The organism is Natronomonas sp. CBA1123 (assembly GCF_009741925.1).
Lineage (GTDB): Archaea > Halobacteriota > Halobacteria > Halobacteriales > Haloarculaceae > Natronomonas.
The window spans coordinates 1-23167 of sequence record NZ_WPCC01000027.1; the positions used below are offsets into that span (position 1 = coordinate 1).

Annotated in this window: 22 protein-coding genes and 2 pseudogenes; 8 read left to right on the forward strand and 16 right to left on the reverse strand. The window is 66.8% G+C overall.

All coding sequences use genetic code 11. The features are described 5' to 3' along the window. Nucleotides 1-393 (reverse strand): alpha/beta fold hydrolase (locus GJ631_RS12200; RefSeq protein WP_156709425.1); only part of this gene is annotated, 393 nt, incomplete at its 3' end. A gap of 103 nt (nt 394-496) precedes the next feature. Between GJ631_RS12200 and GJ631_RS12205 the strand changes: the two are divergent. Beyond that, nucleotides 497-1592, forward strand: a pseudogene (locus GJ631_RS12205) (aminotransferase class V-fold PLP-dependent enzyme). Between the two features lie 314 nt (nt 1593-1906). Here GJ631_RS12205 and glmM read toward each other — a convergent pair. Next, on the reverse strand, nt 1907-3217 hold the full coding sequence (gene glmM, locus GJ631_RS12210) for a phosphoglucosamine mutase (RefSeq protein ID WP_156709426.1): 1311 nt from the start codon (nt 3215-3217) through the stop codon (nt 1907-1909). Between the two features lie 43 nt (nt 3218-3260). Next, on the reverse strand, nt 3261-3440 hold the full coding sequence (locus GJ631_RS12215; protein WP_156709427.1) for a hypothetical protein: 180 nt from the start codon (nt 3438-3440) through the stop codon (nt 3261-3263). Nucleotides 3441-3498: 58 nt separating this feature from the next. On the opposite strand from GJ631_RS12215, the gene rpiA reads away from it, so the two are divergent. Beyond that, nucleotides 3499-4179 (forward strand): ribose-5-phosphate isomerase RpiA, encoded by a 681-nt coding sequence (gene rpiA, locus GJ631_RS12220; RefSeq protein ID WP_156709428.1) that lies wholly within the window; start codon nt 3499-3501, stop codon nt 4177-4179. A gap of 68 nt (nt 4180-4247) precedes the next feature. On the opposite strand, the gene GJ631_RS12225 is transcribed toward rpiA, so the two are convergent. Next, nucleotides 4248-4415, reverse strand: coding sequence for a DUF1931 domain-containing protein (locus tag GJ631_RS12225; RefSeq protein ID WP_156709429.1), 168 nt, complete (start codon nt 4413-4415; stop codon nt 4248-4250). Between the two features lie 260 nt (nt 4416-4675). On the opposite strand from GJ631_RS12225, the gene larB reads away from it, so the two are divergent. Beyond that, nucleotides 4676-5446, forward strand: a complete 771-nt coding sequence (gene larB / locus GJ631_RS12230) for a nickel pincer cofactor biosynthesis protein LarB (protein WP_156709430.1) — start codon at nt 4676-4678, stop codon at nt 5444-5446. A gap of 326 nt (nt 5447-5772) precedes the next feature. Continuing rightward, entirely contained in the window at nt 5773-6033 is a 261-nt protein-coding gene (locus GJ631_RS12235) for a GIY-YIG nuclease family protein (RefSeq protein ID WP_156709431.1), read from the forward strand. Here the strand turns inward: GJ631_RS12235 and pstA are convergent, their stop codons facing one another. The 5 genes and pseudogenes from pstA to leuS all read right to left on the reverse strand — a co-directional run bounded on the left by pstA (nt 6034) and on the right by leuS (nt 13277). After that, a complete protein-coding gene (pstA, locus tag GJ631_RS12240) occupies nt 6034-7803 on the reverse strand; it encodes a phosphate ABC transporter permease PstA (RefSeq protein ID WP_156709432.1) in 1770 nt (589 codons plus the stop codon). Between the two features lies 1 nt (nt 7804). Beyond that, complete coding sequence (pstC, locus tag GJ631_RS12245) at nt 7805-8767, reverse strand: phosphate ABC transporter permease subunit PstC (RefSeq protein ID WP_370518653.1); 963 nt, start codon at nt 8765-8767, stop codon at nt 7805-7807. Between the two features lie 59 nt (nt 8768-8826). Then, a complete protein-coding gene (locus tag GJ631_RS12250) occupies nt 8827-9855 on the reverse strand; it encodes a PstS family phosphate ABC transporter substrate-binding protein (protein WP_156709433.1) in 1029 nt (342 codons plus the stop codon). Between the two features lie 283 nt (nt 9856-10138). Then, nucleotides 10139-10597, reverse strand: coding sequence for a hypothetical protein (locus tag GJ631_RS12255; RefSeq protein ID WP_370518654.1), 459 nt, complete (start codon nt 10595-10597; stop codon nt 10139-10141). Nucleotides 10598-10636: 39 nt separating this feature from the next. Next, nucleotides 10637-13277 (reverse strand): annotated as a pseudogene (leuS, locus tag GJ631_RS12260) (leucine--tRNA ligase). Nucleotides 13278-13389: 112 nt separating this feature from the next. On the opposite strand from leuS, the gene GJ631_RS12265 reads away from it, so the two are divergent. Further along, on the forward strand, nt 13390-13596 hold the full coding sequence (locus tag GJ631_RS12265) for a hypothetical protein (protein ID WP_156709434.1): 207 nt from the start codon (nt 13390-13392) through the stop codon (nt 13594-13596). Here GJ631_RS12265 and GJ631_RS12270 read toward each other — a convergent pair. Both GJ631_RS12270 and GJ631_RS12275 read right to left on the reverse strand, forming a co-directional pair. Further along, nucleotides 13593-14588, reverse strand: coding sequence for an ornithine cyclodeaminase family protein (locus tag GJ631_RS12270; RefSeq protein WP_156709435.1), 996 nt, complete (start codon nt 14586-14588; stop codon nt 13593-13595). The genes GJ631_RS12265 and GJ631_RS12270 overlap by 4 nt on opposite strands. Nucleotides 14589-14642: 54 nt before the next feature. Further along, nucleotides 14643-15638, reverse strand: a complete 996-nt coding sequence (locus GJ631_RS12275; protein WP_370518655.1) for a DUF5784 family protein — start codon at nt 15636-15638, stop codon at nt 14643-14645. Nucleotides 15639-15791: 153 nt separating this feature from the next. On the opposite strand from GJ631_RS12275, the gene GJ631_RS18640 reads away from it, so the two are divergent. Next, nucleotides 15792-15965, forward strand: coding sequence for a DUF5786 family protein (locus tag GJ631_RS18640; RefSeq protein WP_231753977.1), 174 nt, complete (start codon nt 15792-15794; stop codon nt 15963-15965). A gap of 4 nt (nt 15966-15969) precedes the next feature. On the opposite strand, the gene GJ631_RS12280 is transcribed toward GJ631_RS18640, so the two are convergent. From GJ631_RS12280 to GJ631_RS12290, 3 genes are read right to left on the reverse strand one after another with little or no spacing between them, the layout of a single operon-like run. Beyond that, a complete protein-coding gene (locus tag GJ631_RS12280) occupies nt 15970-16665 on the reverse strand; it encodes a hypothetical protein (RefSeq protein ID WP_156709436.1) in 696 nt (231 codons plus the stop codon). Next, a complete protein-coding gene (locus tag GJ631_RS12285) occupies nt 16666-17583 on the reverse strand; it encodes an NAD(P)H-binding protein (RefSeq protein WP_156709437.1) in 918 nt (305 codons plus the stop codon). A 24-nt stretch (nt 17584-17607) separates the two neighbouring features. Then, nucleotides 17608-18465 (reverse strand): YkgJ family cysteine cluster protein, encoded by an 858-nt coding sequence (locus GJ631_RS12290; RefSeq protein ID WP_156709438.1) that lies wholly within the window; start codon nt 18463-18465, stop codon nt 17608-17610. Between the two features lie 138 nt (nt 18466-18603). Here GJ631_RS12290 and GJ631_RS12295 point away from each other — a divergent pair, with 138 nt between their 5' ends. Continuing rightward, nucleotides 18604-18810 (forward strand): hypothetical protein, encoded by a 207-nt coding sequence (locus GJ631_RS12295; protein WP_156709439.1) that lies wholly within the window; start codon nt 18604-18606, stop codon nt 18808-18810. A 40-nt stretch (nt 18811-18850) separates the two neighbouring features. Here the strand turns inward: GJ631_RS12295 and GJ631_RS12300 are convergent, their stop codons facing one another. Then, nucleotides 18851-19954, reverse strand: a complete 1104-nt coding sequence (locus GJ631_RS12300) for a DoxX family protein (RefSeq protein WP_156709440.1) — start codon at nt 19952-19954, stop codon at nt 18851-18853. 98 nt (nt 19955-20052) lie between these two features. On the opposite strand from GJ631_RS12300, the gene GJ631_RS12305 reads away from it, so the two are divergent. Further along, nucleotides 20053-21807, forward strand: a complete 1755-nt coding sequence (locus GJ631_RS12305; RefSeq protein ID WP_370518656.1) for a helicase C-terminal domain-containing protein — start codon at nt 20053-20055, stop codon at nt 21805-21807. A 102-nt stretch (nt 21808-21909) separates the two neighbouring features. Here the strand turns inward: GJ631_RS12305 and GJ631_RS12310 are convergent, their stop codons facing one another. After that, complete coding sequence (locus tag GJ631_RS12310) at nt 21910-23130, reverse strand: amidohydrolase family protein (protein WP_156709441.1); 1221 nt, start codon at nt 23128-23130, stop codon at nt 21910-21912. Between the last annotated feature and the right edge of the window lie 37 nt (nt 23131-23167).

The following is a 23167-nucleotide window of genomic DNA, read 5'->3' on the forward strand; positions in this document are numbered from 1 at the left end:
CGCCAGTGTCTCGCCGTCGACGCGGTCGCCCGAAGCGGCCGCGCCGAACAGCGAAAGCGACCGGGCGCGACCGTACTCCCGAGCGTACCGGAGTGCGACCATCGCTCCGAGGCCGGCGCCGACGAGGTGGACGCGCCGAACGTCGGCGGCGGCGAGGACGGCCTCCAGGTCGGCGGCGAACCGGTCGACGGTGTACGGCGCCGCCGAATCGGAGCCGTCGGTGCCGCGCGGCGCGTAGACGAGCGTCCGATACGGGCCGGTCAGCGATGGTGCCTGCCACCCCCACAGCCACGGGCCGCTCGCGGCGTCGGGGACGAAGACCACCGTCGGTCGGTCGTCGTCGCCGGCGAGTTCATAGTACAGGGTCGCCCCGTCGGTCGTAACCGTCGGCATACGCGCCCCGAGGGGCGGTAGCCTCAAGCGCGTTGTGTTCCCCGACGACCGTCCGAACGTCTTCGTCGGCACACACTTGCCGCCGGCGGGCCAAGCCCGCGACATGACTCCCGAAGAACTCCGCGCGGACATCCCGGCGTGTGACGACTGCGTGTACCTGAACACCGGTGCGAGCGGCCCGAGCCCCCGCCACGTCGTCGAGGCCACGGTCGAGGCCCAGCGAAGCCACGAGTTCGACGCCTGCCGGAGCGACCACTACGAGGCTGCCGCCGAGACGAAGGACGCCGCCCGGGAGCATATCGCCGGATATCTCGGCTGTCGCCCCGCCGCACGTGGCGCTGGTCGCCTCGACGGGCGACGGCATCAGCCGCATCGCCAACGCCGTCGAGTGGAGCGCCGGCGACCGGGTGGTCCGGACCGACCTCGAACACCCTTCCGGCGTCCTCCCGTGGCGTCGACTCGAATCGGAGGGCATCGAGGTCGTCACCGTCCCCTGCCCCGACGGGCGCCTCCCGATGGACGCCTACCGCGAGGCCGTCGCCGACGCGCGGTTGGTCTGTCTCAGTTCGGAGAGCTGGCTCCACGGGACGCGACTGAACGTCTCCGAGGCGGTCGATGTCGCTCACGAGGCGGGGGCCCTCGTCGTCGTCGACGCGGTTCAGACCGTCGGCCAACATCCCATCGACGTGACCGAGTGGGGCGCCGACGCGGTGTGTGCCTCGGGCCACAAGTGGCTGCTCGGGCCGTGGGGGGCGGGGTTTCTGTACGTCGACCCGGATTCACTCGCGGAGTTCCGGCCGCGACACATCGGCTACAGCGGGACGGTCGACCCGACGGGTCCGGACCTCGAGTACAAACCCGAAGCCGCCCGCTTCGAGGTGTCGACCAGTTCGGTCGCGCCGTACGACGGTCTCGTCGCGGGCCTCGAGACGCTCTCCGAAATCGAATTTTCGACCGTCGAGTCACGCATCGAGCGGTTGACCGACCGGCTGAAGGCGGGGCTTGGTGACCGACTCGTCTCGCCGCAGGCCTACGAGTCCGGTCTCGTCGCCTTCGAAGTCGACGACGCCGAAGGGTTCGTCGCCCGAGCGAGCGAGGCGGGTGTCGCGGTCCGCGACGTTCCGTCGGGCGACGTTCGCGCGTCGGTCCACGTCTTCAACACGGCGGCCGACGTCGACGCGCTGTTGGAGTTGTTGTGAAACTGTAACGTTCACGGTCCTTCACGAAACTCGGGTTTTCGGGCGTCCGAGCGGTTCTCCCTCGTGGTTCGGCATCCGTTCACACGCTATTATTATGTGTGTCGGGTCCAACCTACCTGACATGCCGGAATGCCAGAACTGTGGCGCGTTCGTGACGGCAGCGTACGCACGGGTTTTCACGCCGAACGGAATCGAGAATCCACGCGTCTGCCCCCAGTGCGAAGACAAGATTCGCGACGGTTCGGACGTTCGCGAGGCGCGTTCGACCCGTCGCACGTGACCGAAACCGGCTCCTGACCGTTTCTCCGTCGCTTTCACCGACTCGCTTCGAGCAGTTCCAGCGCCTGCTGTAGCAGTTCCTCCGCGCGGTCGGCGTCCCGTGCCTCGGCGGTGACCCTGACGAGCGACTCGGTCCCGCTGGCTCGAACGAGGAACCACCCGTCGTCGGTTCCGACGCGGACGCCGTCCATCGTCTCCACGTCGTCGTAGGCGTCGTGAACGCGCCGTTCGACGCCCTCCATGACGGCGACTTTGTCCTCGCATTCGACGTTCGCTCGCCGAATCGGGTACGTCGGAATGTCGTCGACGCGTTCCGAAAGCGGCCTGTCGGCGGCGAGGGCGGCGATTCGTGCCGCCGCCAGCGGGCCGTCGGGACACAGCGTCTCCTCGGGCCAAATCCACGCTCCAGATGGTTCGCCGCCGAAGGCCACCCCCGGTTCGGCGGCGGCCTCCGAGACGAAGGCGTCGCCGACCGGGGTTCGGACGACACCAACGTCGCGCTCGGCGAGGAAGTCCTCGACTGCGAGGCTGGTGTCGACGGGGAGGGCAACGGACTCGCCCGCCTCGGCTGCGTCGGCGGCGAACAGCGCGAGCAAGGTATCTCCCGAGAGGAAGGTGCCGTCGTCGGCGACCGCCCGCATCCGGTCGGCGTCGCCGTCGTGGGCGATTCCGAGGTCGTAGCCGCCCCCGGCGACGAGATGTGAGAGCGCAGTGCAGTTCTCCGGGGTCGGTTCCGAGGGTCGTCCCGGGAACCGACCGTCCGGTTGGGCGTTCAGCGTCTCCACGTCACAGCCGGCCTCGATGAGGGCGTCGGCGCTGATTCCGCCGGCGCCGTTGCCGAGGTCGACGGCAACCGAGAGGTCGAGCGCGTCCGGCCCGCCAGCGGCCTCGACGAGCGCCTCGACGTGTCGCTTCCGCTCGTCGCCCGATATTCGGGTTCCGAGCCCGTCCCACGCGGCCAACTCGGGGTCGTCGGCTTCGATGCGTTCGGTGATGCGCTCGCGGTCTGCGGCGCCGTATGCCTGTCCCGTCGGCTGCCACAGTTTCAATCCGTTGTCCTCTGGTGGGTTGTGACTCGCGGTCACAACGACGCCCGAATCGGCGTCCCGCCACGCGACGGCGCGGCCGACCGTCGGCGTCGCCGCCACGCCCAAATCGATGACGTCGGTGCCCGTCTCGCGGAGGCCGGCGATCAGCGAATCGACGAGGAGGGCGCCGCTGTCGCGGGCGTCCCGGCCGACGACGACCCGGTCGGTTTCGGCGCCGACCGCTCGCCCCACCTGCAGCGCCAACTCGGCGGTCACGACCTCCCCGACGGGTCCGCGGATACCGCTCGTTCCGAACATACTCCGAACTCACGGGCCGGCCTCAAAACCCTAGCCGTCCGGCTTACTCCTCGGGGGCCCACTCGCAGGCGTCGCCGTACGTCAACGCCTCCTCGTCGATGTATGCGGAGAGACAGGCGTAGTTGCAGAAACCGCCGACGGGAACGCGTTCGTCGTCTTCGGTCGCTTCGACGAACACCGGGTCGTAGTTCGCGAGGTCGCTGCCACAGTAGGTACACTCCATACCCTTGTTCGGAGTCGTCACCGCAAGGGCTTTTTCCGCGTCGGCACGACTCGCGCACATGAAACAGCAGGGCGGAACCGACGACGCCAAGCGCCGTGCGGGCGAGAGCGCCGCCGACGCCGTCTCCGACGGCGCTGTCGTCGGCCTCGGGACGGGGTCGACGGCCGCCTACGCCATCCGTGAACTCGGCCGGCGGGTGGATTCGGGCCTCGACATTCGCGGCATCCCGACCTCACACGGCGCCCGCCGACTCGCTCGGGAAGTGGGTATTCCACTGACGACGCTCGCGGAGGCGACGCCCGACGTGGCCATCGACGGCGCCGACCAGGTGGCCGACTTCGAGTTGATAAAGGGCGGCGGCGCGGCCCACGCTCGGGAGAAACTCGTCGACAGCGCCGCCGAGCGGTTCCTCGTCGTCGTCGACGAGACGAAACTGGCCGAACCGCTGGACGCGGACGTTCCGGTCGAGGTACTCCCCGATGCGGCCCCCGTCGTCGAGCGGGAACTGGAAGCCCTCGACGGGACGCCGGAACTACGGGCCGCCGAACGGAAAGACGGCCCCGTCGTCACCGACAACGGCAACCTCGTCGTCGACTGTACGTTCGGCGCTATTGCCGATGCGGAGGCGCTCGCGGCCGACCTCTCGGCGCTGCCGGGCGTCGTCGAACACGGGCTGTTCGTCGGGTTGGCCGACGAGATTCACGTCGGTAGCGAAGATGCTGTCGACGTTCGTCGGTAGCGATTCCCGTCGACGGCGCTACCGCTTGGGAGGGTTGCGTCGAAAAAACGGAACGGAGGTTCTCGACCTTACAGGTCGCGCGGCTGGACCGTCTTCCGGTCGTTGGCCTCGGCACGCCGGGCGGCGTCCTCGAGGATCTCCTCGACTTCCTCGTCGAGGGCGTCGTAGAAGTCGGAGGCAACGTTCATGTCATCCAGCGCTTCCTTCACAGCGGCTTTGACGATTAGGTCTGCCATACAAGCCGCGGTTTGTCCGGGGTCCTTTATATAAGTTCCCAATCGTGGGCGGTCTCGCCGCTTCTACCGCCGGTTTAGCGTGAAGAACCGGGATGAACCCGGCTGTAGTTCCCGGGGTTTTGTAGCCTTTGTGGCTGGCCGTCACCGTCGTGCGGCCGTTCGGGCGGTACGTCCCGTCTCGCGCGCGCTGACGGTAATTCCCGGTATCGGTCGCGTGCGGAACCGCGAGAGTTTCCCGTTCGGGGGTCCGAACGGTCACCATGCGCGATATACTCGATGCGGTCGCCGACGGCGACCTCTCGCCCGCCGAGGCCCAAGCCGAACTCAGCGGCTACGCACGAACGGAAGCGGGGCGGTTCGACGCCGCCCGAGAGTCGAGAACCGGCATCCCCGAGGCGATACTCGCGGCGGGTAAGACACCCCAGGAGACGGCGTCGATGGCCGCTACAGCGGTCGAGACGACCGGAGCCGCGTTGGTCACGCGGGCCGACGACGACGCGGTCGACGCCTGCAAAACTCGGTTGGCCGACGAGGTCCCCGACGCCGATATCGAACGCGACGCCCGCGCTCGGACGCTCGTCGTCCACGCCTCCGACTACGATGCACCGGACCTCGATGCGACGGTCACCGTCGTCACTGCGGGGACCTCAGACGCCGCCGCCGCGGGCGAGGCCGCGGTCGTCGCCGAGGAGATGGGCGCGACCGTCGAGTTCGTCGACGACGTGGGTGTCGCCGGTATCGCTCGGCTGTTCGACCGGCTCGAGGAACTCCGGGCGGCGGACGTGTTAATCGTCGCGGCGGGCCGGGAAGGCGCCCTTCCGACGGTCGCTGCGGGGCTCGTCGACGTGCCACTCATCGGATTGCCCGTCTCGACGGGCTACGGCCACGGCGGCCGCGGGGAGGCCGCCCTCGCCGGTATGCTGCAATCCTGTACGCCGATTACGGTCGTCAACGTCGATGCGGGCTTCACCGCCGGGTCGCAGGCGGGACTCATCGCACGGACGGTGTCGTCGGCCCGTTCGGAGTCGTGACTCGGCCGTGCTAACATGGCCGAAAACCGGCTGTATGGTACGGTTTGGCGAGGGTATTTGTGTCTAGAGAACCAACTAAAAGGTAGCCGACGAGGGATATCCGCGTCGGCGGCCAGAATGCCCAGGTGTGACCACTGTGACGCGCACGTCTCCGACCGGTTTGCCCGGGTGTTCGCGGACGAAGGCGGACGGGTGCATGCCTGTCCGAACTGCTCTGCGAACGCCGGCATCGCCGAGGTTTCGCGAGACCGTGCCCACGAGTAACGGCCCTGCGGTCGTAGCACTGTGTTCCAACCACAGGGTGCCTCGTTCTACCGACGCCGACAATGAGTAGCGACTCGGTCGACCACTACGTGTACGTCATCGAGTGCGTCGACGGGTCGCTGTACACCGGCTACACGACCGACGTACAGCGGCGGGTCCGAGAACACGACGCCGGCGAGGGCGCGAAGTACACCCGCGGTCGCACGCCAGTCGAACTCGTTTATAGCGAATCCTTCGATTCGAAGTCCGCGGCGATGTCTCGGGAGTACGAGATAAAGCAGCTCTCGCGGGCCGAAAAGGAGCGACTCGTCTTCGAGGCGTAATCAGCCGTCGCTTCGCTCGTAGCGGTTCCGAATCAGTATCGCCGTCGCGTTCATCCCGATGAGCACCACGAGCAGGACGACGACGCCGGCGGCCATCACGCCGTACTGGAACTCGGGTTTCGCGGAACTGGACCACGCGTAAATCTGCATCGGCATGGCGCTGACGCGGTCGAACAGCGCCGTCGGCGGGCTGAAGTTCGTCGTCGGTGCGCCAATCATGATGAGCGGTGCCGTCTCGCCGATGGCCCGCCCCAGCGAGAGGATAGTTCCGGTGAGGATGCCGGGCATCGCTTCCGGGAGGACGACGTTCTTCGTCGTCTGCCAGCGGGTCGCGCCCATCCCGTAGGAGGCCTGTCGCATGTCGTCGGGGACCGACCGAATGGCCTCCTGTGCGGAGATGACGACGATGGGAAGGATGAGCAGCGACAGTGTAATCGAGGCGACGACGACGGTCCCGAAGCCGAGTCCGAGGAGGTTGACGAACAGCCCCAATCCGAGCAGGCCGTAGACGACGGACGGAACGCCGGCGAGGTTCGAGATGTTCACCTGAATCAGCCGGGTAATCGTGCCGACTGCGCCCGTATCCGAGGTGTAGTCCTCGAGGAAGACGGCGGTGCCGACGCCGAGGGCGAACGACAGCACGGCGACCATCGAGATGACGAATATCGATCCGACGATGGCGGGATACAGGCCGGCTTCGACCGGAATCGGCGAGGGTGCACTCGTCACGAAGGCGGGGTCGAGCCACGGGTCGGGGCCGGTGACCCCCCACGCGTCGACGAGGAGCGCCCCGGCGACGATGCCGCCGCCGATGAGTACCGGCAACAGGAGGCCGCCGCGTCCGCGTCGTCGGTGGAGCGTACGGTCGGCGTAGAGGCCGGCCGGAACCGCGGCGGTGACGAACAGCAAAACGGGACCGTTGGCGCCGACGCCGAACGTTCCGGCCGCAAAGCCCGCGGCGGCGGCCCCGCCGATTGCGAGAACGCCCGCCACGGCGGCCGCGACGGTGCTTCGGCGTCGGGCGACGAGCACTGCGGCGACGACGCCGACCGGAACCGCAAGCGTCCAGACGTAGATGAGCCACGTACTCGGGAAGACGACCAACACGCCTCGGAGCGGCCAGGAGGCGAGGAGTCCGAGGATGCCGACGACGGGCGCCAGGTAGACGAGTCGGCCGTACCCCCTGAGTTTGGCGGCGGCGTAGATGCCGACCGCCGGGAGAACACCGACGGAGTACGCGAGGAACCACTGGTAAACGTCGACAAGCACGAACAGCGCGGTGATGGCGACGGCGACGCCCATCCCGCCGACGATGCGTCCGAGCAGGCCCATCCCGACGGCGCCGAGCGGTCGCTGGAGGCCCGCGTAAGCAGTGTAGCTCCCAATCGGGACGGCGACGAGGAACATGTACGCGAGCGGCCACGAGAGCCGCGGCACCGACAGTCCCACCGCCGAGAGCAACTGGAAGACCCCGAAGACGGCGACCATGCCGCCGCCCAGTCCGAGCAGCGTCAGTTTCGTCACGCGGCGGTCGTCGGCGCTGTACAGCAGGAAGGCGAAGACGGGGACGACCAACGTGAGGAAATACGAGAGGAACCACTCCTCGCTCGCCGAGGCGAGGTCGAAGGCGTCGATGGTGACGTAGACGAGCAACACCGCGAGCGCGAGGATGCCGATGACCGACGCGGTCAGCGACAGCGCCTCGAAGACGCGCCCCTTGAGTTTGCTCACGCCGCCGAAGCCCTCGACGGTTCGGTTTTCGGTCGCCATCTCAGTACTCCTCCCGGTAGCGTGCCGCGATGCGGTCGCTTACGATGTTCATGACTAGCGTAATCGCGAACAGCGTCAGTCCGATAGCGAAGAGACTGTCGAAGGCGATGGTGCCGCCGGTGAAGTCGCTGCCGGCGATTTGGACCATCGCGACGGTCATGGTCTGTCCCGGTTCGAGCAACACGTCCGCGGGGTGGATGAAGGGAATCCCGAACAGTCCCGACTGGACGGGCGGTAACCGCGCCTGTGCGCCCATGGCGACGACGACGATCATCGTCTCGCCGATGGCTCGCGACACCGCCAGAATGTACGAGGAGGCGATGCCGGAGACGGCCGCGGGGACGACGACGCCGGTCGAGACTTCGAACTTCGTCGCCCCGAGGCCGTAGCCGGCCTGTCGGAGTTCGTCCGGAACGGCGTTCATCGCGTCCTCGCTAATCGAGGAGACCATCGGAATCGTCATGATGCCGACCATCAGCGACGCCGACAAGGCGTTGAACGTGCTGATTTCGGGGAACAGCGTCGCCCGGAGCGCGGGCGTGACGTAGACGAGCGCGAAGTAGCCGTAGACGACCGTCGGGACGCCGGCCAGTATCTCCAACAGCGGCTTCAGTATCGACCGCGTGCGTGCGTCGGCATACTCGGAGAGGTAAATCGCGGTGAGCGTCCCGATTGGGAGTGCGATGAGCGCCGCCGTAATCGTGACGACGATGGTGCCGAACACCAACGGGACGATGCCGAACACCTCGTTGCTCGGACTCCACTCGAAGCCGGCCAGGAAATCGACGGCCGAGTAGTTGGCGAAGAACGCGGAGGCGTCGACGAACAGCGTGACGACGATGCCGACGGTGGTGAGCACCGACAGCAGCGCACAGACGGCGAACAACCCGCCGTAGGTTCCCTCGCGGAGTCGTTGCCAGCCGTTGGACCGAGTCAACTCCGGTCCATCGGGGGCGTCGCTCACGTTTCGTCCCTCCGGAATCGGCCACTCCCGTCAGCGGTCCGGTCCATCGTATCTATCGACTAGTTCTGCGCTTCCTGTATAGCCGTTTCGAGACGGTCCATGACCTCGCTCTGCTGTTCGTCGGTCAGTGGGACGTAGCCGACCTGCTGGGCGACGAGTTCCTCGTTGCCGGCCTGCTCGACGAAGAAGCGGGCGAACTCCGCGATGTGTTCTTCTGCCAGCGAACTCTTCGAGGCGTAGGTGAAAAGCGGCCGCGACAGGGGCGTGTACTCGCCGTTCGAGGCCGTCTCCAGCGACGGCGGCACACAGCCGTCGCCACCGTCGACCTTCAGGGCCGTCACCTGGTCGGGGTTGTTGAAGTAATACGAGAAGCCGAAGTAGCCGATGGCGTACTGACTCCCCTGCACCCCTTGGACGATGGTGTTGTCGCGTTCGGTCGCCTGGTAGTCGTCGGTGTGGGCGCCGCTCTCGCCGTTGACCGTCTCGGTGAAGTAATCGAACGTGCCGGACGTCTCGGCGGCGCCGTAGCGTTCGATTTCCTCGTCGGGCCAGCCGTCGCGGACCTCGCTCCACGTTTCGGCGGCGTCCTCGCCCCAAATCTGGTTCAGTTCGTCGATGGTGATACAGCCGTCCTCGATGAACTCGTTGTCGTTGTTGACGACGACGGTGAGCGCGTCGGTCGCGGCCTGTAGTTCGACGGGTTCGACGCCGTTGTCGGAACAGAGTTGTTCTTCTTCCTCCTTGATGGGCCGACTCGCGTTGTTGAAGTCCGTCTGTCCGGGACAGAAGAAGTTCGAGAAGCCGCCACCGGAGCCGGTGGAACTGATGTCCATGCTCACGTCGGGGTGTTCGGCCTCGAAGGCCGCCGCGACGGCCTCCATCAGCGGGAAGACGGTGCTGGACCCGGCGATGGCGATGTCGCCCGAAAGTGAGTCGCCGCCTCCGTTGCCGTTGCCGTTCCCGCCGCTGCCGGGCGTTTCGGTACAGCCTGCAAGCCCTCCAGCGGCCAGCGCCGCCCCGGAGAGCAGGAACCGTCGTCGGCTACTCGATTCGAACCCACTGCGACCGCCGTTCGGGTCGTCTGTCATCATCCGAACCAAACGGACAATCGAATAAGAAGGGTGCTATGTGTTCTATATAGATTTATACAGTGGTACATTGGGTGTCCTTCTCACGCACGTTCAAGCCCCGATTCCGGTGATGTTGTGGAGCTATCCTCCAGCAGTCCCTTGATTACTTGTCACCGAACGAATCAGGGTGGTGGGTCACCGGCTACCGAGAAACGACCACTCGGTTGCTATCCGTTCCGAACTGACTCGAATGGCCTGCCCAAACTCGACGCTTTGGCTGACTATATATTCGCGACGACGGCTACAACTCCTCGACCAATTCGTCGGCGGCCGCCTCGACCTCCTTCTGCCACCCCTCGGTGAGAGTACCCCCTCGCTTCGGCGGGTCGATGTCGAGAGTCGCCGCCTCGTAACTCACGTGGTCGAACGTCGAGGCGATGCGCTCGCCGACGAACTCGGCGTTTGCTCGCTTCGAGGAGACACCGCCGGAGTTGAGGTCGTAGTAGCGGGTGAACAACTGCACCACCGACACCGGTCCGTCGACGCCGCTGTCCGAGAGGTGCCTAAACAGTTTCACCGTGTTGTTCGCGGGGTCGGCCCGCCGCCACTCGATTTCGACGAAGACGCGTCCGTTTCCCTCCCCGGCCACGTCGACCGGCGTTCGGCCGACGTAGTGTTCGGTGGTCCACGTGACGTCGGGGCGTCGCTCCGCGAGCGCGGCGGCCAACTCGGCGGTCACACGGTCGGCGTGGCTGCCCACGAGCTGGGCTACCGGAGCCCGCCGAAAAAAACCCTCGTGCTACTCCTCGATGTCGATGGCCGGTCGACCGGGTTCGGCCCGCCCTGCGACCTCCTCGTCGGCCGCTTCGGCGGCCAACACCTGCACATCGGCGTCGAACTCCCGCTTGACGAGCCACGCGGCGGCTTCCAGCGCCTCGAACTCGGTGTCGGGGTCGAGCGTCCGCTGGAGCGCCTCGCGGTTCTCCTGAAGGTCCTGTCCGTAGGCGGCGGCGTCGTCGCCGTGGCGTTTGATGTCGTCGTGTTGCATCAACTCGCCGATGACGTTCGGCGCGTCGCTGTCGATGGCGATTTCCAGCGCCTCGTACTTCCACTCTGGCGTGACGACGATGTCGATGCGCTCGGGGTCGTCGATGCCGGCCACGTCGCTGATTTCGCGGACGTCCTCGCGGGTGTTCTCGACGAGTCGGCGGCGCTTCTCGACGGTTTCGCGGTCGGCCGCGGCGTCGGGCCAGTCGGCGTCGACGGCGAAGCCGTCGTGGCCCAACTCCTCCCACAGTTCTTCGGCGATATGGGGTGAGACGGGCGCCAGCAGTTTCACGGCCGTCACCAGTCCACGCTCGAAGACGGCGGGGTCGACGGCGGTGTAATCCCGATACTGCCGGAGGGTGCCGACCAGCGACTGCGCCTCCCGAAGCGCCGTGTTGAACGTCAGTTCGTCGTACTCCTCACCGGCAATCGTGACGGCGGCCTCGATTTCGTCTTCGACGTAGCCGGTGACCGAACCCGGGTCGTCGGTGGTCTCGATGTCGCCCGCGGCGAACGTCTCGGTCACGTCTTTCAGTCGCGTCAGGAAGGCGTACGCCGATTGGACGCCCTCCTCGGTCCAGTCGAAGTCCCGTTCGGGTTGGGCGGCCTGCATCATGAACAGGCGGGCGGTGTCGGCGCCGTACTCCTCGACGATTCGCTGGGGGGGAGACGACGTTACCGACCGATTTCGACATCTTCTCGCCCTCCAACTGCACCATCCCCTGCGCCAAGAGGTTCTCGAACGGTTCCCGGTGGTCGAGTCCCTCGTGGTCGGCCAGCGTCTTCGTGACGAACCGCGAGTACAGCAGGTGCATCACGGCGTGTTCGATGCCGCCGACGTACTGGTCGACGGGCATCCAGTCGTTGGCCCGTTCGAGGTCGAACGGCGCCTCGTCGAGTCCGGGGGAGACGTACCGCAGGAAGTACCACGAGGAGTCGACGAAGGTGTCCATCGTGTCCGTTTCGCGGGTCGCCTCGCCGCCACAGTCCGGACAACTCGTCTGTTTCCACTCGTCGGCTTCGTCCAGCGGGTTCCCGGTCGTGTTGACGAACTCGGGCAGCTCGACGGGCAGGTCCTCCCCGGGGACGAGCACGGGGCCACAGTCGTCACAGTGGACGACCGGAATCGGCGTCCCCCAGTAGCGCTGCCGGGAGATACCCCAATCGCGCAGGCGGTACTGGGTATCGGTTTCGGCGCTGTCGATGTCCTCGGTCAACCGCTCGCGTGCGGTCTCGCTGTCCAGTCCCGAGTACTCCCCGGAGTTGACCAACACACCGTCGTCGGTGAAGGCCTCCTCGCTGATGTCGGGTACCTCGTCCTCGCTGGGCGCGATGACCGGTTCGATGTCGACGCCCATCTTCTCGGCGAAGTCGTGGTCGCGGTGGTCGTGGCCGGGGACGCCCATCAGCGCACCCGTCCCCACGTCCGACAGCACGAAGTCGGCGACGAAGACCGGAATTTCCTCGCCGGTAATCGGGTTCGTCGCCGTCAGGTCCGTCTCGACGCCGTTCGGCTCGTCGCCGTCGGGGTCTGCCTCGTGGTGGACGAACTCGTGGACGGCGTCGTCTTCCTCAATCAACTGCTCGCTGATGGGGTGGTCCGGCGCCAGCGCGAAGAACGTCGCGCCGAAGATGGTGTCGACGCGGGTGGTGAAGGCTTCGACGGGGCCGTGACCCTCCACATCGAACGTCAGCCGCGTCCCGTACTGCCGGCCAATCCAGTTGCGCTGCATCTGCCGGACGGAGTCGGGCCACCCCTCCAGTTCGTCGATGTAGTCGACCAGTTCGTCGGCGTACTCGGTGATTTTCAGGAACCACTGGTCGAGTTCGCGGGACTCGACGGGTGTGTCACAGCGCCAGCAGAGTTCGTCGTCGCCTTCGACCTGTTCGTCGGCCAACACCGTCTCACAGGAGGGACACCAGTTCACCTCGGCGTCGCGTCGCTCGGCCAACCCTTCCTCGTGGAACCGCCGGAACAGCCACTGGTTCCACTTGTAGTACTCGGGGACACAGGTCGTCACTTCCCGCTCCCAGTCGTAGCCGAAGCCCATCGACTCCATCTGGCCCTTCATCGTCTCGATGCAGTCGAAGGTCCAATCGCGGGGGTTCGTGTCGCGTTCCTTGGCGGCGTTCTCTGCCGGGAGGCCGAAGGCGTCCCACCCCATCGGGTGGAGCACGTCGTCGCCCTGCATGCGCCGATACCGGGCGTAGGCGTCCGTGATGGTGTAGTTGCGGACGTGACCCATGTGCAACTGCCCGGAGGGGTAGGGGTACATCCCGAGGACGTACGTCGGGTCCGAAACGTCGTCGGGGGTCCGATACACGGAGGCGTCGTCCCACGCCTCCTGCCAGCGCCGTTCGACCTCGGTGTGGTCGTAGCCGTCGTCGTGCATGGAGAGAGTAGTTGTGGAATCTTCCGTCGGTCCGGCCCTTAACCTTTCCATCCCAAGAACGTCACGGCGGTGTGGGGATAACACTCATACCGCTCGAAACCGACTGAACCGTATGTTCAAGACGGCCACAGCGAGCGGGGTGACACGGTTCTTCTCCGGTGAGAAACGCGAGATGGAAAGCGGTGACGGCTGGCCGCGCTGGCTCGTCGTCGTGGCGGCGCTACTCTTGGTTTTGGTTCCGTTACTGCCCTTCCTGGCCGTCGCGTGGGTGCTGTCCCGAACCCTCCGCGGCGTCAGGGAACGGGTCTCCTGGGATTAACGCAGTCGGGTGTCGACCAACTCGAAGGGCGTGCCGTTGTTCCGTTCGTTTGCGTGTTCGTAGACGACGTGGGCGGCCGCGACGTCCTGAATCGCCAGTCCGGTCGAATCGAAGACGCTCACGCCGTCGTCGGCCGTCCGTCCGGGTTGCTCGCCGGTGACGATTTCGCCCAACTCGCCGTAGAGGTCCTCGTCGGATAGCAGGCCGCGACTCCACGGGACGTTGATTTCCCCGGAGTGGGTACACTGCTCGTAGTCGTCGATGACGAGTTTCGCGTTGGCGACGATTTCCTCGCCGAGTTCGTTCTTGCCGGGCGCGTCGGCCCCCATCGCGTTGATGTGGGTGTGGTCGCCCACGTCCTCCGCGGAGACGATGGGTGACTCGACGGGCGTCACTGTCGAGAGCACGTCGCACTGTGCGGCCTCGGCGATGGAGCCGCCGCGAACGTCGAACTCGTCGCCGAAGCGGTCGACGAAGGCCTCGACGGCGTCGTCGCGCTTGTCGGCGACGACGACGGTGTCGATGTCCCGGACGACGCTGATGGCTTCCAGTTGGGTGTACGACTGGACGCCGGCCCCGACGATGCCCAGCGATGTCGCGTCGGCGACCGCGAGGTGGTCGGTGGCGACGGCCGCCGCCGCGCCGGTTCGCTTCCGGGTGAGCGTCGTCCCGTCCATGAGCGCGAGCGGGAAGGCGTTCCGCGGGTCGGAGTAAATCATCGTCCCCAACACGGTTGGGAGGTCGTACTTCTCGGGGTTGTCCGTGTGGACGTTCACCCACTTGATGCCCGCAGCGTCCCAGTCGTCGGCGGCCATGTACGCCGGCATCGACCGGAAGTCGCCGTTGTACTCCGGCAGGTCGATGTAGGACTTCGCCGGCATCTGTACGTCCCCGTGCTGGTAGGCGGCGAAGGCCTCCTCGACGGCGACGATGACCTCCTCCATGCGGGCGTTTTCGCCCACGTCGTCTCGGTTCAACAGAAGCGTCTCCATGTGGCAAAATTTGCTACGGCGGTACTTAGATACCCACCCTTTCGCCGGATGCGGTTACACCCACTCGACGCTGCCGTCGAGGTCGAACGGGAGTTTCCCGTACCGGTAGCCTTCGATGCGGCCGGTCGGGCGGGCACGGAAGACGACGGTGGGTTCGTGGCCGACGCCGGGTTGCTCGCCGGCGACGGCGTTCCACTCCGTCTCGGTAAAGGAGGTACAGTCGATGAACAGCGCCGAATCGGGGTGTTTCGCCAACTGGTCGCTCCGCTTTGCGCCGCCGGTCTCCTTGACGGCGGCGACGGGGTGGTCGGCGTGGGACCGACGCGCCGGCGGTTCGGGACGGGTCACCTCGACGAGGTCGTCGTCGACGGCGAAATCCAGCGCGTGGCCGCTGTCCTGTTCGACCTCGGGTTCGAAGTCGAGGCCGGCGTCCGTCAGCAGTTTGGCGACGTTGAACTCCGCCATAGTCGCCCGCATCCGCGTGAGGTCGTATCCGGGGGAGGTGCCGAGTTTCGAGGCCATCGTGTACCGGTGGGCGTCGAGACTCCCGGTCTGCAGCAGCGACTCGTAGAAGGCGAGCCCCTCTTCGGAACTGGCATCCGGGAAGCCGGCGGCGTCCTCGGCGAAGAACCGACGGGTGCTGTCCCGGCCGTCCTTCGAGCCGAAGACCGGGAGGAAGAACCACGTCACGTACTCGTAGTCGGCGAGCCAGGGGTCGGTCACCTCGATGCGGGCGGTGAGTTCCCGCTGTGCCCACCGGGAGACGGCATAGGGCGCCTCGGTGAACGTCTCCTTGTCGGTGCGCCACAGTGCCTCGGGCGTCTCGGTGTTGCCGAGCCAGTAGGCCCGGCCGGGTCGGAAACAGAACAGCGCGAAGTCGCCGTTGTCCATCTCCAACCGGAGGGCGTCGTAGCGGTCGTCGCCGATGGTGAACCACGGCTCTTCGATGCGTGCGCCGAAGGACTGATTCAGCGGCTGTAGTAACTGTTCGCGGACGCTCTGTCGCGTCCACGTCTTCTCGGACCGACGGAAACGGAGGGGACCTGCCACACTCGTCGTAGCACGTCAGCGGGTTTACCGATTACGCATATCCGACCGGATGGCGACGGAACCCCGGAGCCGTCCCGGAGCGAATACATAAATAACCCTTCATATTATCCGTTACATTGATTACCAAGAACTCGTTAGGTGCGTACAGTTACCATGTCAATGGGTGCCTATGACGAGGACGAACACGAGCGACGTGAGCAGAAGGCCTCGACCGTCGATGCCGCCTTCGACGACGAGCGGACGAACTACGAAGGCTCCATAGAGTACGACTCCGGCGACTCGGCGGAAGCACTCCTCGACCAGTTCAAGCAGATGCAGTCGCAGTAGCGGTTCACCGTTCTCGGAGCGTCAGTAGGGTGAGCGACAGCGCGACGACAACCGCCACGGCCAGCACGTGGCCGACGAGGGCAGCGAGCAACACGGGGTAGTCGACGACGAACGGGACCAACAGCAACTGGACGGCCGCGAAGCCGAGGGTTTCGGCGTCGGCCCGCCGGAGCGTGTCGACGGCGTCGGCGTCGAACCGATAGCGCCCCGACCGCCACAGCGCGACGACGGCGGTCCACCAGCCGGTCCCGATGCGATAACAGAGGTCCCACAGAATCAACAGCGTCAGGTAGACGACCAGTATCGGCGGCTCGGGGCCGAACAGCGTTTCGACGAGCGAGCCGCCGGCTCCGGGGTCGAAGACGAACAGGTGGGTGACGAGTGCGACGAACGCCAACACGGCGAGGACGACCTCCACGCTGGAGCCGAACAGCAGTCGCCGGTAGGGCTCCGGGCTGGGGGGCGCTCGCGCGGCGCGACTGATGCGAAGCATCTCGACGCTCCCGACGGCAGCGACGACGACGGCGGCAGTTCCCGCCACCGCCGCGTTCCAGAGGTCGTAGTACCACGCCAACGCGAGGACGGCGGTTTCGAAGACGGCCAACTGGATGGCGATGGCGGCGCCACGTGAGATGTCGACCCCCGGAAGCGCGCCGATGATGCTCTCGTAGACCCACGTCTCGCCGTACTCCGGCCGCATTCAGGGCTCCGGCTCCGGGGCTGGCGTTTCGCTCACGATGGCTCGGTCGCCGAGCGCCTGCCGGACGGCCTCGTCGAACGGCGTCGGTTCGACGTCGACGAACTCGTCGATGCGGCGGTCGGTGACGACGACGGTGTTGCGCAGGCCGGCGACGAGTGGCTTCGCAACCGACAACGGCACGTCCGTCAGCAGCCACAGCCACCCCGCAGACAGTCCCGGCGAGAGGATGGGAACCGGGAGAACGACCGGCGCCCGGCCGGACAGCAACCGGGCGGTGTGTTCGAGTATCTCCTGATACGTCAGCACGTCCGGGCCGCCGATTTCGAACGTCTCGCCGGCGGTTTCGGGGGCGTCGAGGACGCCGACCAGATAGCCGACGACGTCGTCGACGAAGATGGGCTGACACTCGGTGCGGACCCACCGCGGCGTCACCATCACCGGCAGGCGGTCGGCCAGTTGGGTGATGAGCTCGAAGCTCGCCGACCCTTCGCCGACGATGATGGCGGCCCGTAGCGTCGTCAACTCGAACTCGCCGGAGGCGAGGATGTGTTCGACCTCGCGTCGCGACCGGAGGTGTTCGGACAGTTCGTCGCGGTCGTCGCCCAACCCCCCGAGGTAGACGACGCGCTCGACGTCTGCGGCCTCGACTGCATCGACGAAGGTGCGGGCGGCCAGTCGGTCCCGCGACTGGAAGTCGCCGCCGGTCCCCATCGAGTGGACGAGATAGTAGGCGGCCTTGACCGGCGGCACCTCGACGGGTGGGTTCAGGAGGTCGCCCTCGACCACCTCGACGCCGTCGGGGGCGTCGTATCGCTCGATGTCTCTGACCAGAGCGACCACGTCGTGGCCCCGTCGTTGGAGGGCTGGAACGAGACGGCTCCCCACGAACCCACTCGCCCCGGTTACGAGTACGCGCATACCCATAGAACGGGCGCCGACCTCTTAATCCCAACCGGGCGTTTCGGGGGCGTCGAGTCGTTCCTCCACGTCCCGTCCGAGTGTGGGGTCGGGGTCGTCGGTGTCGGCCCGTCGGTTCCACTCGGCGATGGTCCGGCCGACCCACGAATCGGCGTCGAGAACCGCTTCGCGGGCCGTCTCGTAGCGGTCGGTGTCGATATCGAGGCTGCCGGGTCGGGAGGCGGCGGCGACGGCGAGGAACTCCGCGCGGTCTTCGGCGGTCGGGTTCCCGGCGGCGATGCGGTCGACCCGGCCCGACAGTCGGTCGACGTCGGGATGGGCGAACACCGTCGCGCCGAGGGCGCCGGTCCCGAGAAGTGGCGTCGCGTCGCCGGGATTGGCGTCGAGAAGTCGGTCCCTGCCGAAGGCCGTTTCGACGCGCTCGCATTCGGTTTCGGCGGCGAGCGCGAGGTTGTCCGCCGGATACGTGCCGCAGGCGTCGGGATAGCGGTCATCGCCGTGGATGCGACACTGTAGCGTCTCGGGGTCCAGGAAGACGCAGCTCGGGAGCCACGCGGGGTCCCGACCGAAGGGGCCGACCGGTTTCGGCGACTTCCGCAATCCGACGAAGAAGGCGGGACGGTCGCCGACGGCGGCGATGTCGTGGCCGTCGACGGAGACGGACGGTCCTTCGCGGGCGTCGAACAGCCGTGGGGTCATCGCGTCGCCGACCCCAGCCCGGACGAACGCCCGCACCTCGTCGCTGGACAGCGGTACGAGGTTGTACGTGTCGTCCAGCGGGACCAACCCGCCGCGGCGCTCGTGGTCGAGGTCGACGGCGTCGGGGGCGACCGCGCGCCAGTCGATACAGCAACCGGCACAGCCCTCACAGTCGACGCGCATACGTGTGGTTCGCTACCACGAGACAAAACGGTTTTCACGCCGAAGACCTCGACCGACTCCGTTCGTCGTCGACGGTCTCGCGATCAATCCGCCGTCGTAGGCCGGACGCCTTTTGCTGCCGGATTGCCTACTCCACCTATGGCCAAGGAGTCTTGCGACGCCTGCGGCGACGCCGTCCCCATCGGTGGGGGTATCTCGGGGCTGTGGTCGTCGGACCCGCAGGGTACGGGTGGGATGACGCTCGAACTCCGCGACGGCACCGAACACTTCCTCTGTTTCGACTGCATCGAGCGATTGCCCGACGACCCCACCGAAGCGGACGTTCTCGAACTCGAAGCCGAATGACGCTCGGGACCTCGAACCGCCCTCGGTGACGGGAGGGCCGTCAGTCCGTGGCGGCGGTCGTGTCGGGCGTCTCCGAACGTGACGGTTTCGCCGCGCCAATGTAGTTGTCGAGCGCGTAGGGTCCGGCGCCGGTGATGAGTAGCGCCGAAGCGAGGCTGAACGCACCGATGTGTGCGAGGACGGGGTCGTCGGGAATGCCGAACAGCGTGAGCGTGAAGACGGACAGCGCGGTCAACGCCGACATCCGGGTGAACAGCCCGAACGCAATCGCGATGCCGAGCCCCAACTCGGCGAACCCGGCGCCGAGGACCCACAACTCCGGCGGAACCGGGACGAGTTCGACGAGATTGTACTGCTCGACGACGGCCAGCGCCATCTCCGGGGCCAGCAGTTTCTCGAAGACGCCGAGGAACGCGAAGGTGACGCCCATCCCGACGCGGATGACCGTCGGGACGAACCGCTCGTACGGTTCGATGGCGTCGTTGAGCCACGCCGCGGCGTCGTGAATCGGGTCGATTCGTCCGTAGAAAGTGCCTTCGGCGGTTGCGACCGTCCCGAGGGTCTCGTCGGCGCTCGGCCGGCCGCTGCCGACGAGCGCGATGGCGAGAAAGCCCGGCACCCACTCGAGGGAGTACACGGCGAGCGGTTCGAGCGCCAGCGTCACGAGGTAGGCCGCGAGACCGACGAGCGCGGCCACCCGCGTCGCCAGTCCGAACAGCAGAGCGAAGCCGAGGCCGATTTGGAACAGCCTCGTCCCCGGAAACATCGGCTCTACGACCGGGTTGAACAGATAGCCGGCGAACCCGGCGCCGACGAGCGGGAGGCCGAACCCGAGTCGGAGGAGCCACGGGAGTAAATCGTCGTAGTCGCCCATCGCTATCCTGAACACCGCCACGTCTCGGCGGAACGGCCGCACTCGGAGGTAGACGAGGAGGGCCAGAAGCGTCGCGATGGCCCCGCCCCCGAGCACTGCCGCGTTCGTCGGGTCGGTCAGCGACGCGGCGAGGAACTGGAGTCCGTCACCGACGTCGTCCGCGTTCGTCACGTAGCGCACGTGAGCGGCCGCCACCCCTGGGACGGCGAGGAGCCCGAGGACGGCCGACAGGAGCCACCTGTGGGGTCGTTCGGCGCGAGGTTCTAACATAATCTTTCCTTATATTTTCGAACCACCTAAATCCGCGGTCGGTGGGCGACAGCACGGCCAAGCGATGACTTTAGGACGGTGCCACCGTTCGATTCGGTGTGGACCCGTCGCGAATCGTCGAGGAGTTCCCCGCGCCGTCGTTCCGCGGGGCCCAAGAGCAAGCCCTCAGTGACATCCGCGACGCCTTCGCCGCCGGCAACGATGTCGTCCTCGTGCGTGCGCCGACCGGTAGCGGCAAGTCGCTTCTCGCCCGCGCTATCGCCGGGTGTGCCCGCCGCCCCGGCGAGGCCGACCACGTCCAGGCCACCGGCGCCTACTACACCACGCCGCAGGTGTCCCAACTCGACGACGTGGCCGGCGACGAACTGCTCGAAGACCTGAGCGTCATCCGCGGGAAGTCCAACTACGACTGCATCCTCCCCGGCGAGACTTCGACGCCGGTCAATCAGGCTCCCTGCGCTCGCGAGCGGGGATTCGACTGCCCCGTCAAACATCGGTGTCCGTACTTTTCTGACCGCGCCATCGCATCGAACCGCGACATCGCGGCGATGACGCTGGCATACTTCATGCAAACCGCCGGCAGCGACGTGTTCGGCAAGCGCGACGTGGTCGTCGTCGACGAGGCCCACGGCCTCGCCGAGTGGGCGGAAATGTACGCCACCATCGACCTCTCGCCCGCCGAAGTGCCGGTGTGGGACGCCTGCGAACCGCCGAAAATCGACGGCCTCTCCGATGTCGAGGACTACGTCGAGCGACTGACGAGCGTCTGTTCGCGCCGACAGGAGGAACTCCGGGGGAAACTCGAACTCTCGCCGGCGGAGGCCGAAGAACGGGACCAACTCGCGGAACTGGTTCGCGATTTGGGCTGGTTCCTCGAGGACCTCCGTGACCCCGAGAGTCCGACGACGTGGGTGGCCGACCAAAGCGAGAATCGCGCTATCACCGTCAAACCGCTGGACCCGGCGAGATATCTCCACCACACCGTCTGGGACCGCGGCAACCGGTTCGCCCTGCTGTCGGCGACCATCCTCAACAAGGACGCCTTCTGCCGAAGTGCGGGCCTGAACCCCGACAAGGTCGCGCTGGTCGACGTGCCCCACACCTTCCCCGTCGAGAACCGCCCGCTGTACGACGTGACACAGGGGAAGATGACCTACGAACACCGCGATGAGACCCTCCCGAAGGTCGCCCGGAGCATCGTCCGAATCATGGCGAAACACGACGACGAGAAGGGGCTGATACACGCCCACTCCTACGATATCGCCGACCGCCTCCACGAGTTACTCGACGACTTCGGCGTCGCAGACCGGGTTCGCGGCCACGACAGCGAGAACCGCGACGCCGCCCTGTCGGGGTGGAAACGGAGCTCCGGCGCCGACGTGTTCGTCTCCGTGAAGATGGAGGAGGCGCTGGATTTGAACGGCGACCTCTGTCGGTGGCAGGTGCTGTGTAAGGCGCCGTATCCGAACACGAACGACTCCCGGGTCGCCCAGCGACTCGAAGACGGCCAGTGGGGGTGGTACTACCGGACGGCGCTGCGGACGGTGATTCAGGCCTGCGGTCGGGTCGTCAGAGCGCCTGACGACTACGGAGCGACGTACCTCGCCGATGCCTCGCTCGTCGACCTCTTCGAGCGCGCCCGCCACGATATGCCCGAGTGGTTCGAAGCGCAAGTCGACCGGATGACTCGTCCGGAGCTCCCGGCGTTCGACCCGCCGTCGGCCGTCGGCGACGCCTCTGAGTCGAAATCAACCCCATCCCAACCGCGCTCGAAATCGAAATCGACCTCGAACGCCCGACGCTCGGGGTCCATCGACGACCACCCGCTGTCGGACGTGTGGGGCGACGGTTAGAACAGACTCGCCGCGTAGGCGACCATCGATGTCACCATCAGCAGCGCGAAGAACAGCGCGAAGATTTTCTGTCGGTCCATACCCGGCGTTGCTCCCGCCGTCCTATAAGTCCCTCGCCGTCGCGTCGACCCGAGTCCCGGCCCGGAACGTCGCTTCCACGTCCCGAACCGCCTCGATGCCGTCGCGGGGGTCGCTTCCCAACGCGAGGAAGTCCGCCCGAGCGCCCGGCGTCAGCGTTCCGACGTCGTCGGGGACCGTCCGCCCGGCGACGCGCGTCGCCGATTCGATGGCCGCCACCGGCGAGAGGCCGACCTCCTCGACGAGCAGTTCGAGTTCGAGGGCGTTCTCGCCGTGGGGAACGAGGTCGGGTCCCATGAAGTCCGTCCCGGTGGCGATGGGGACGCCGGCCTCGTGGGCGCGGCGGACCGACTCGACGTGGGCGTCGAAGGCCTCCCGGGCCTTCCGCAGTCCGTACTCGGGGACGCCGTGGTCGGCACCCGATTCGACGATGCGGAACATGATGGCGAGTGTCGGGACGAACGTCGCGTCGGTCTCGAGCATGAGGTTGATGGCTTCCTCGTCGAGGTAGAAGCCGTGCTCGATGGTGCCGACGCCGTTCTCCAGTGCCGCGACGACGCCCTCGGTTCCCTGTGCGTGGCTGGCGACCTGCAGGCCCGCCCGCTCGGCCTCCTCGGTGAACGCCCGGATTTCGGCGTCGGTGAACTGCCGTTCGTCGGGGGCGTCCCTCTCCGAGAGGACGCCGCCGGTCGTCATTATTTTCAGGCAGTCGACGCCCTCGCGAAGCCGCTGTCTGGCGGTCTTTCGGCACTCGTCTTCGCCGTCGGCCAGCGTCGCGATACCGAGGCCGTCCTCGCTGGCCCACTCGTAGGGGAGGAAGTGGGCGTCGCCGTGGCCGCCGGTTTGAGAAATCGAGCGCCCGCTGGTGTAGATGCGCGGTCCCGCCACGTCGCCCGATTCGATGGCCTCCCTGAGCCCCAACGCGACCGTACTGCCGAGGTCCCGAACCGAGGTGAAGCCGGCGTCGAGCAACCGCCGACAGTCAGTGGTCGCCCGGGCCGCACACACCGCATCGCTCGCCAGCACCCAGTCGGTCGGCTCCATCGTCCGCAACCCCTGCATGTGGACGTGGGCGTCGATGAACCCCGGAACGACGACGCTGTCGGTCAAATCCAGTCGTTCGCCGGTCGGGTCGACGTCCTCCAGTGGGCCGGCCTCGGTTACGGTCCCGTCTTCGACAGTGAACCGTCCATCTTCCAGAACGCGGCCGTCGCCGTCGAGAAGCGTGCCGCAATCGACGTGCATACTCCTTCGTGCGGGTCCAACTCACATAGCATCGGCG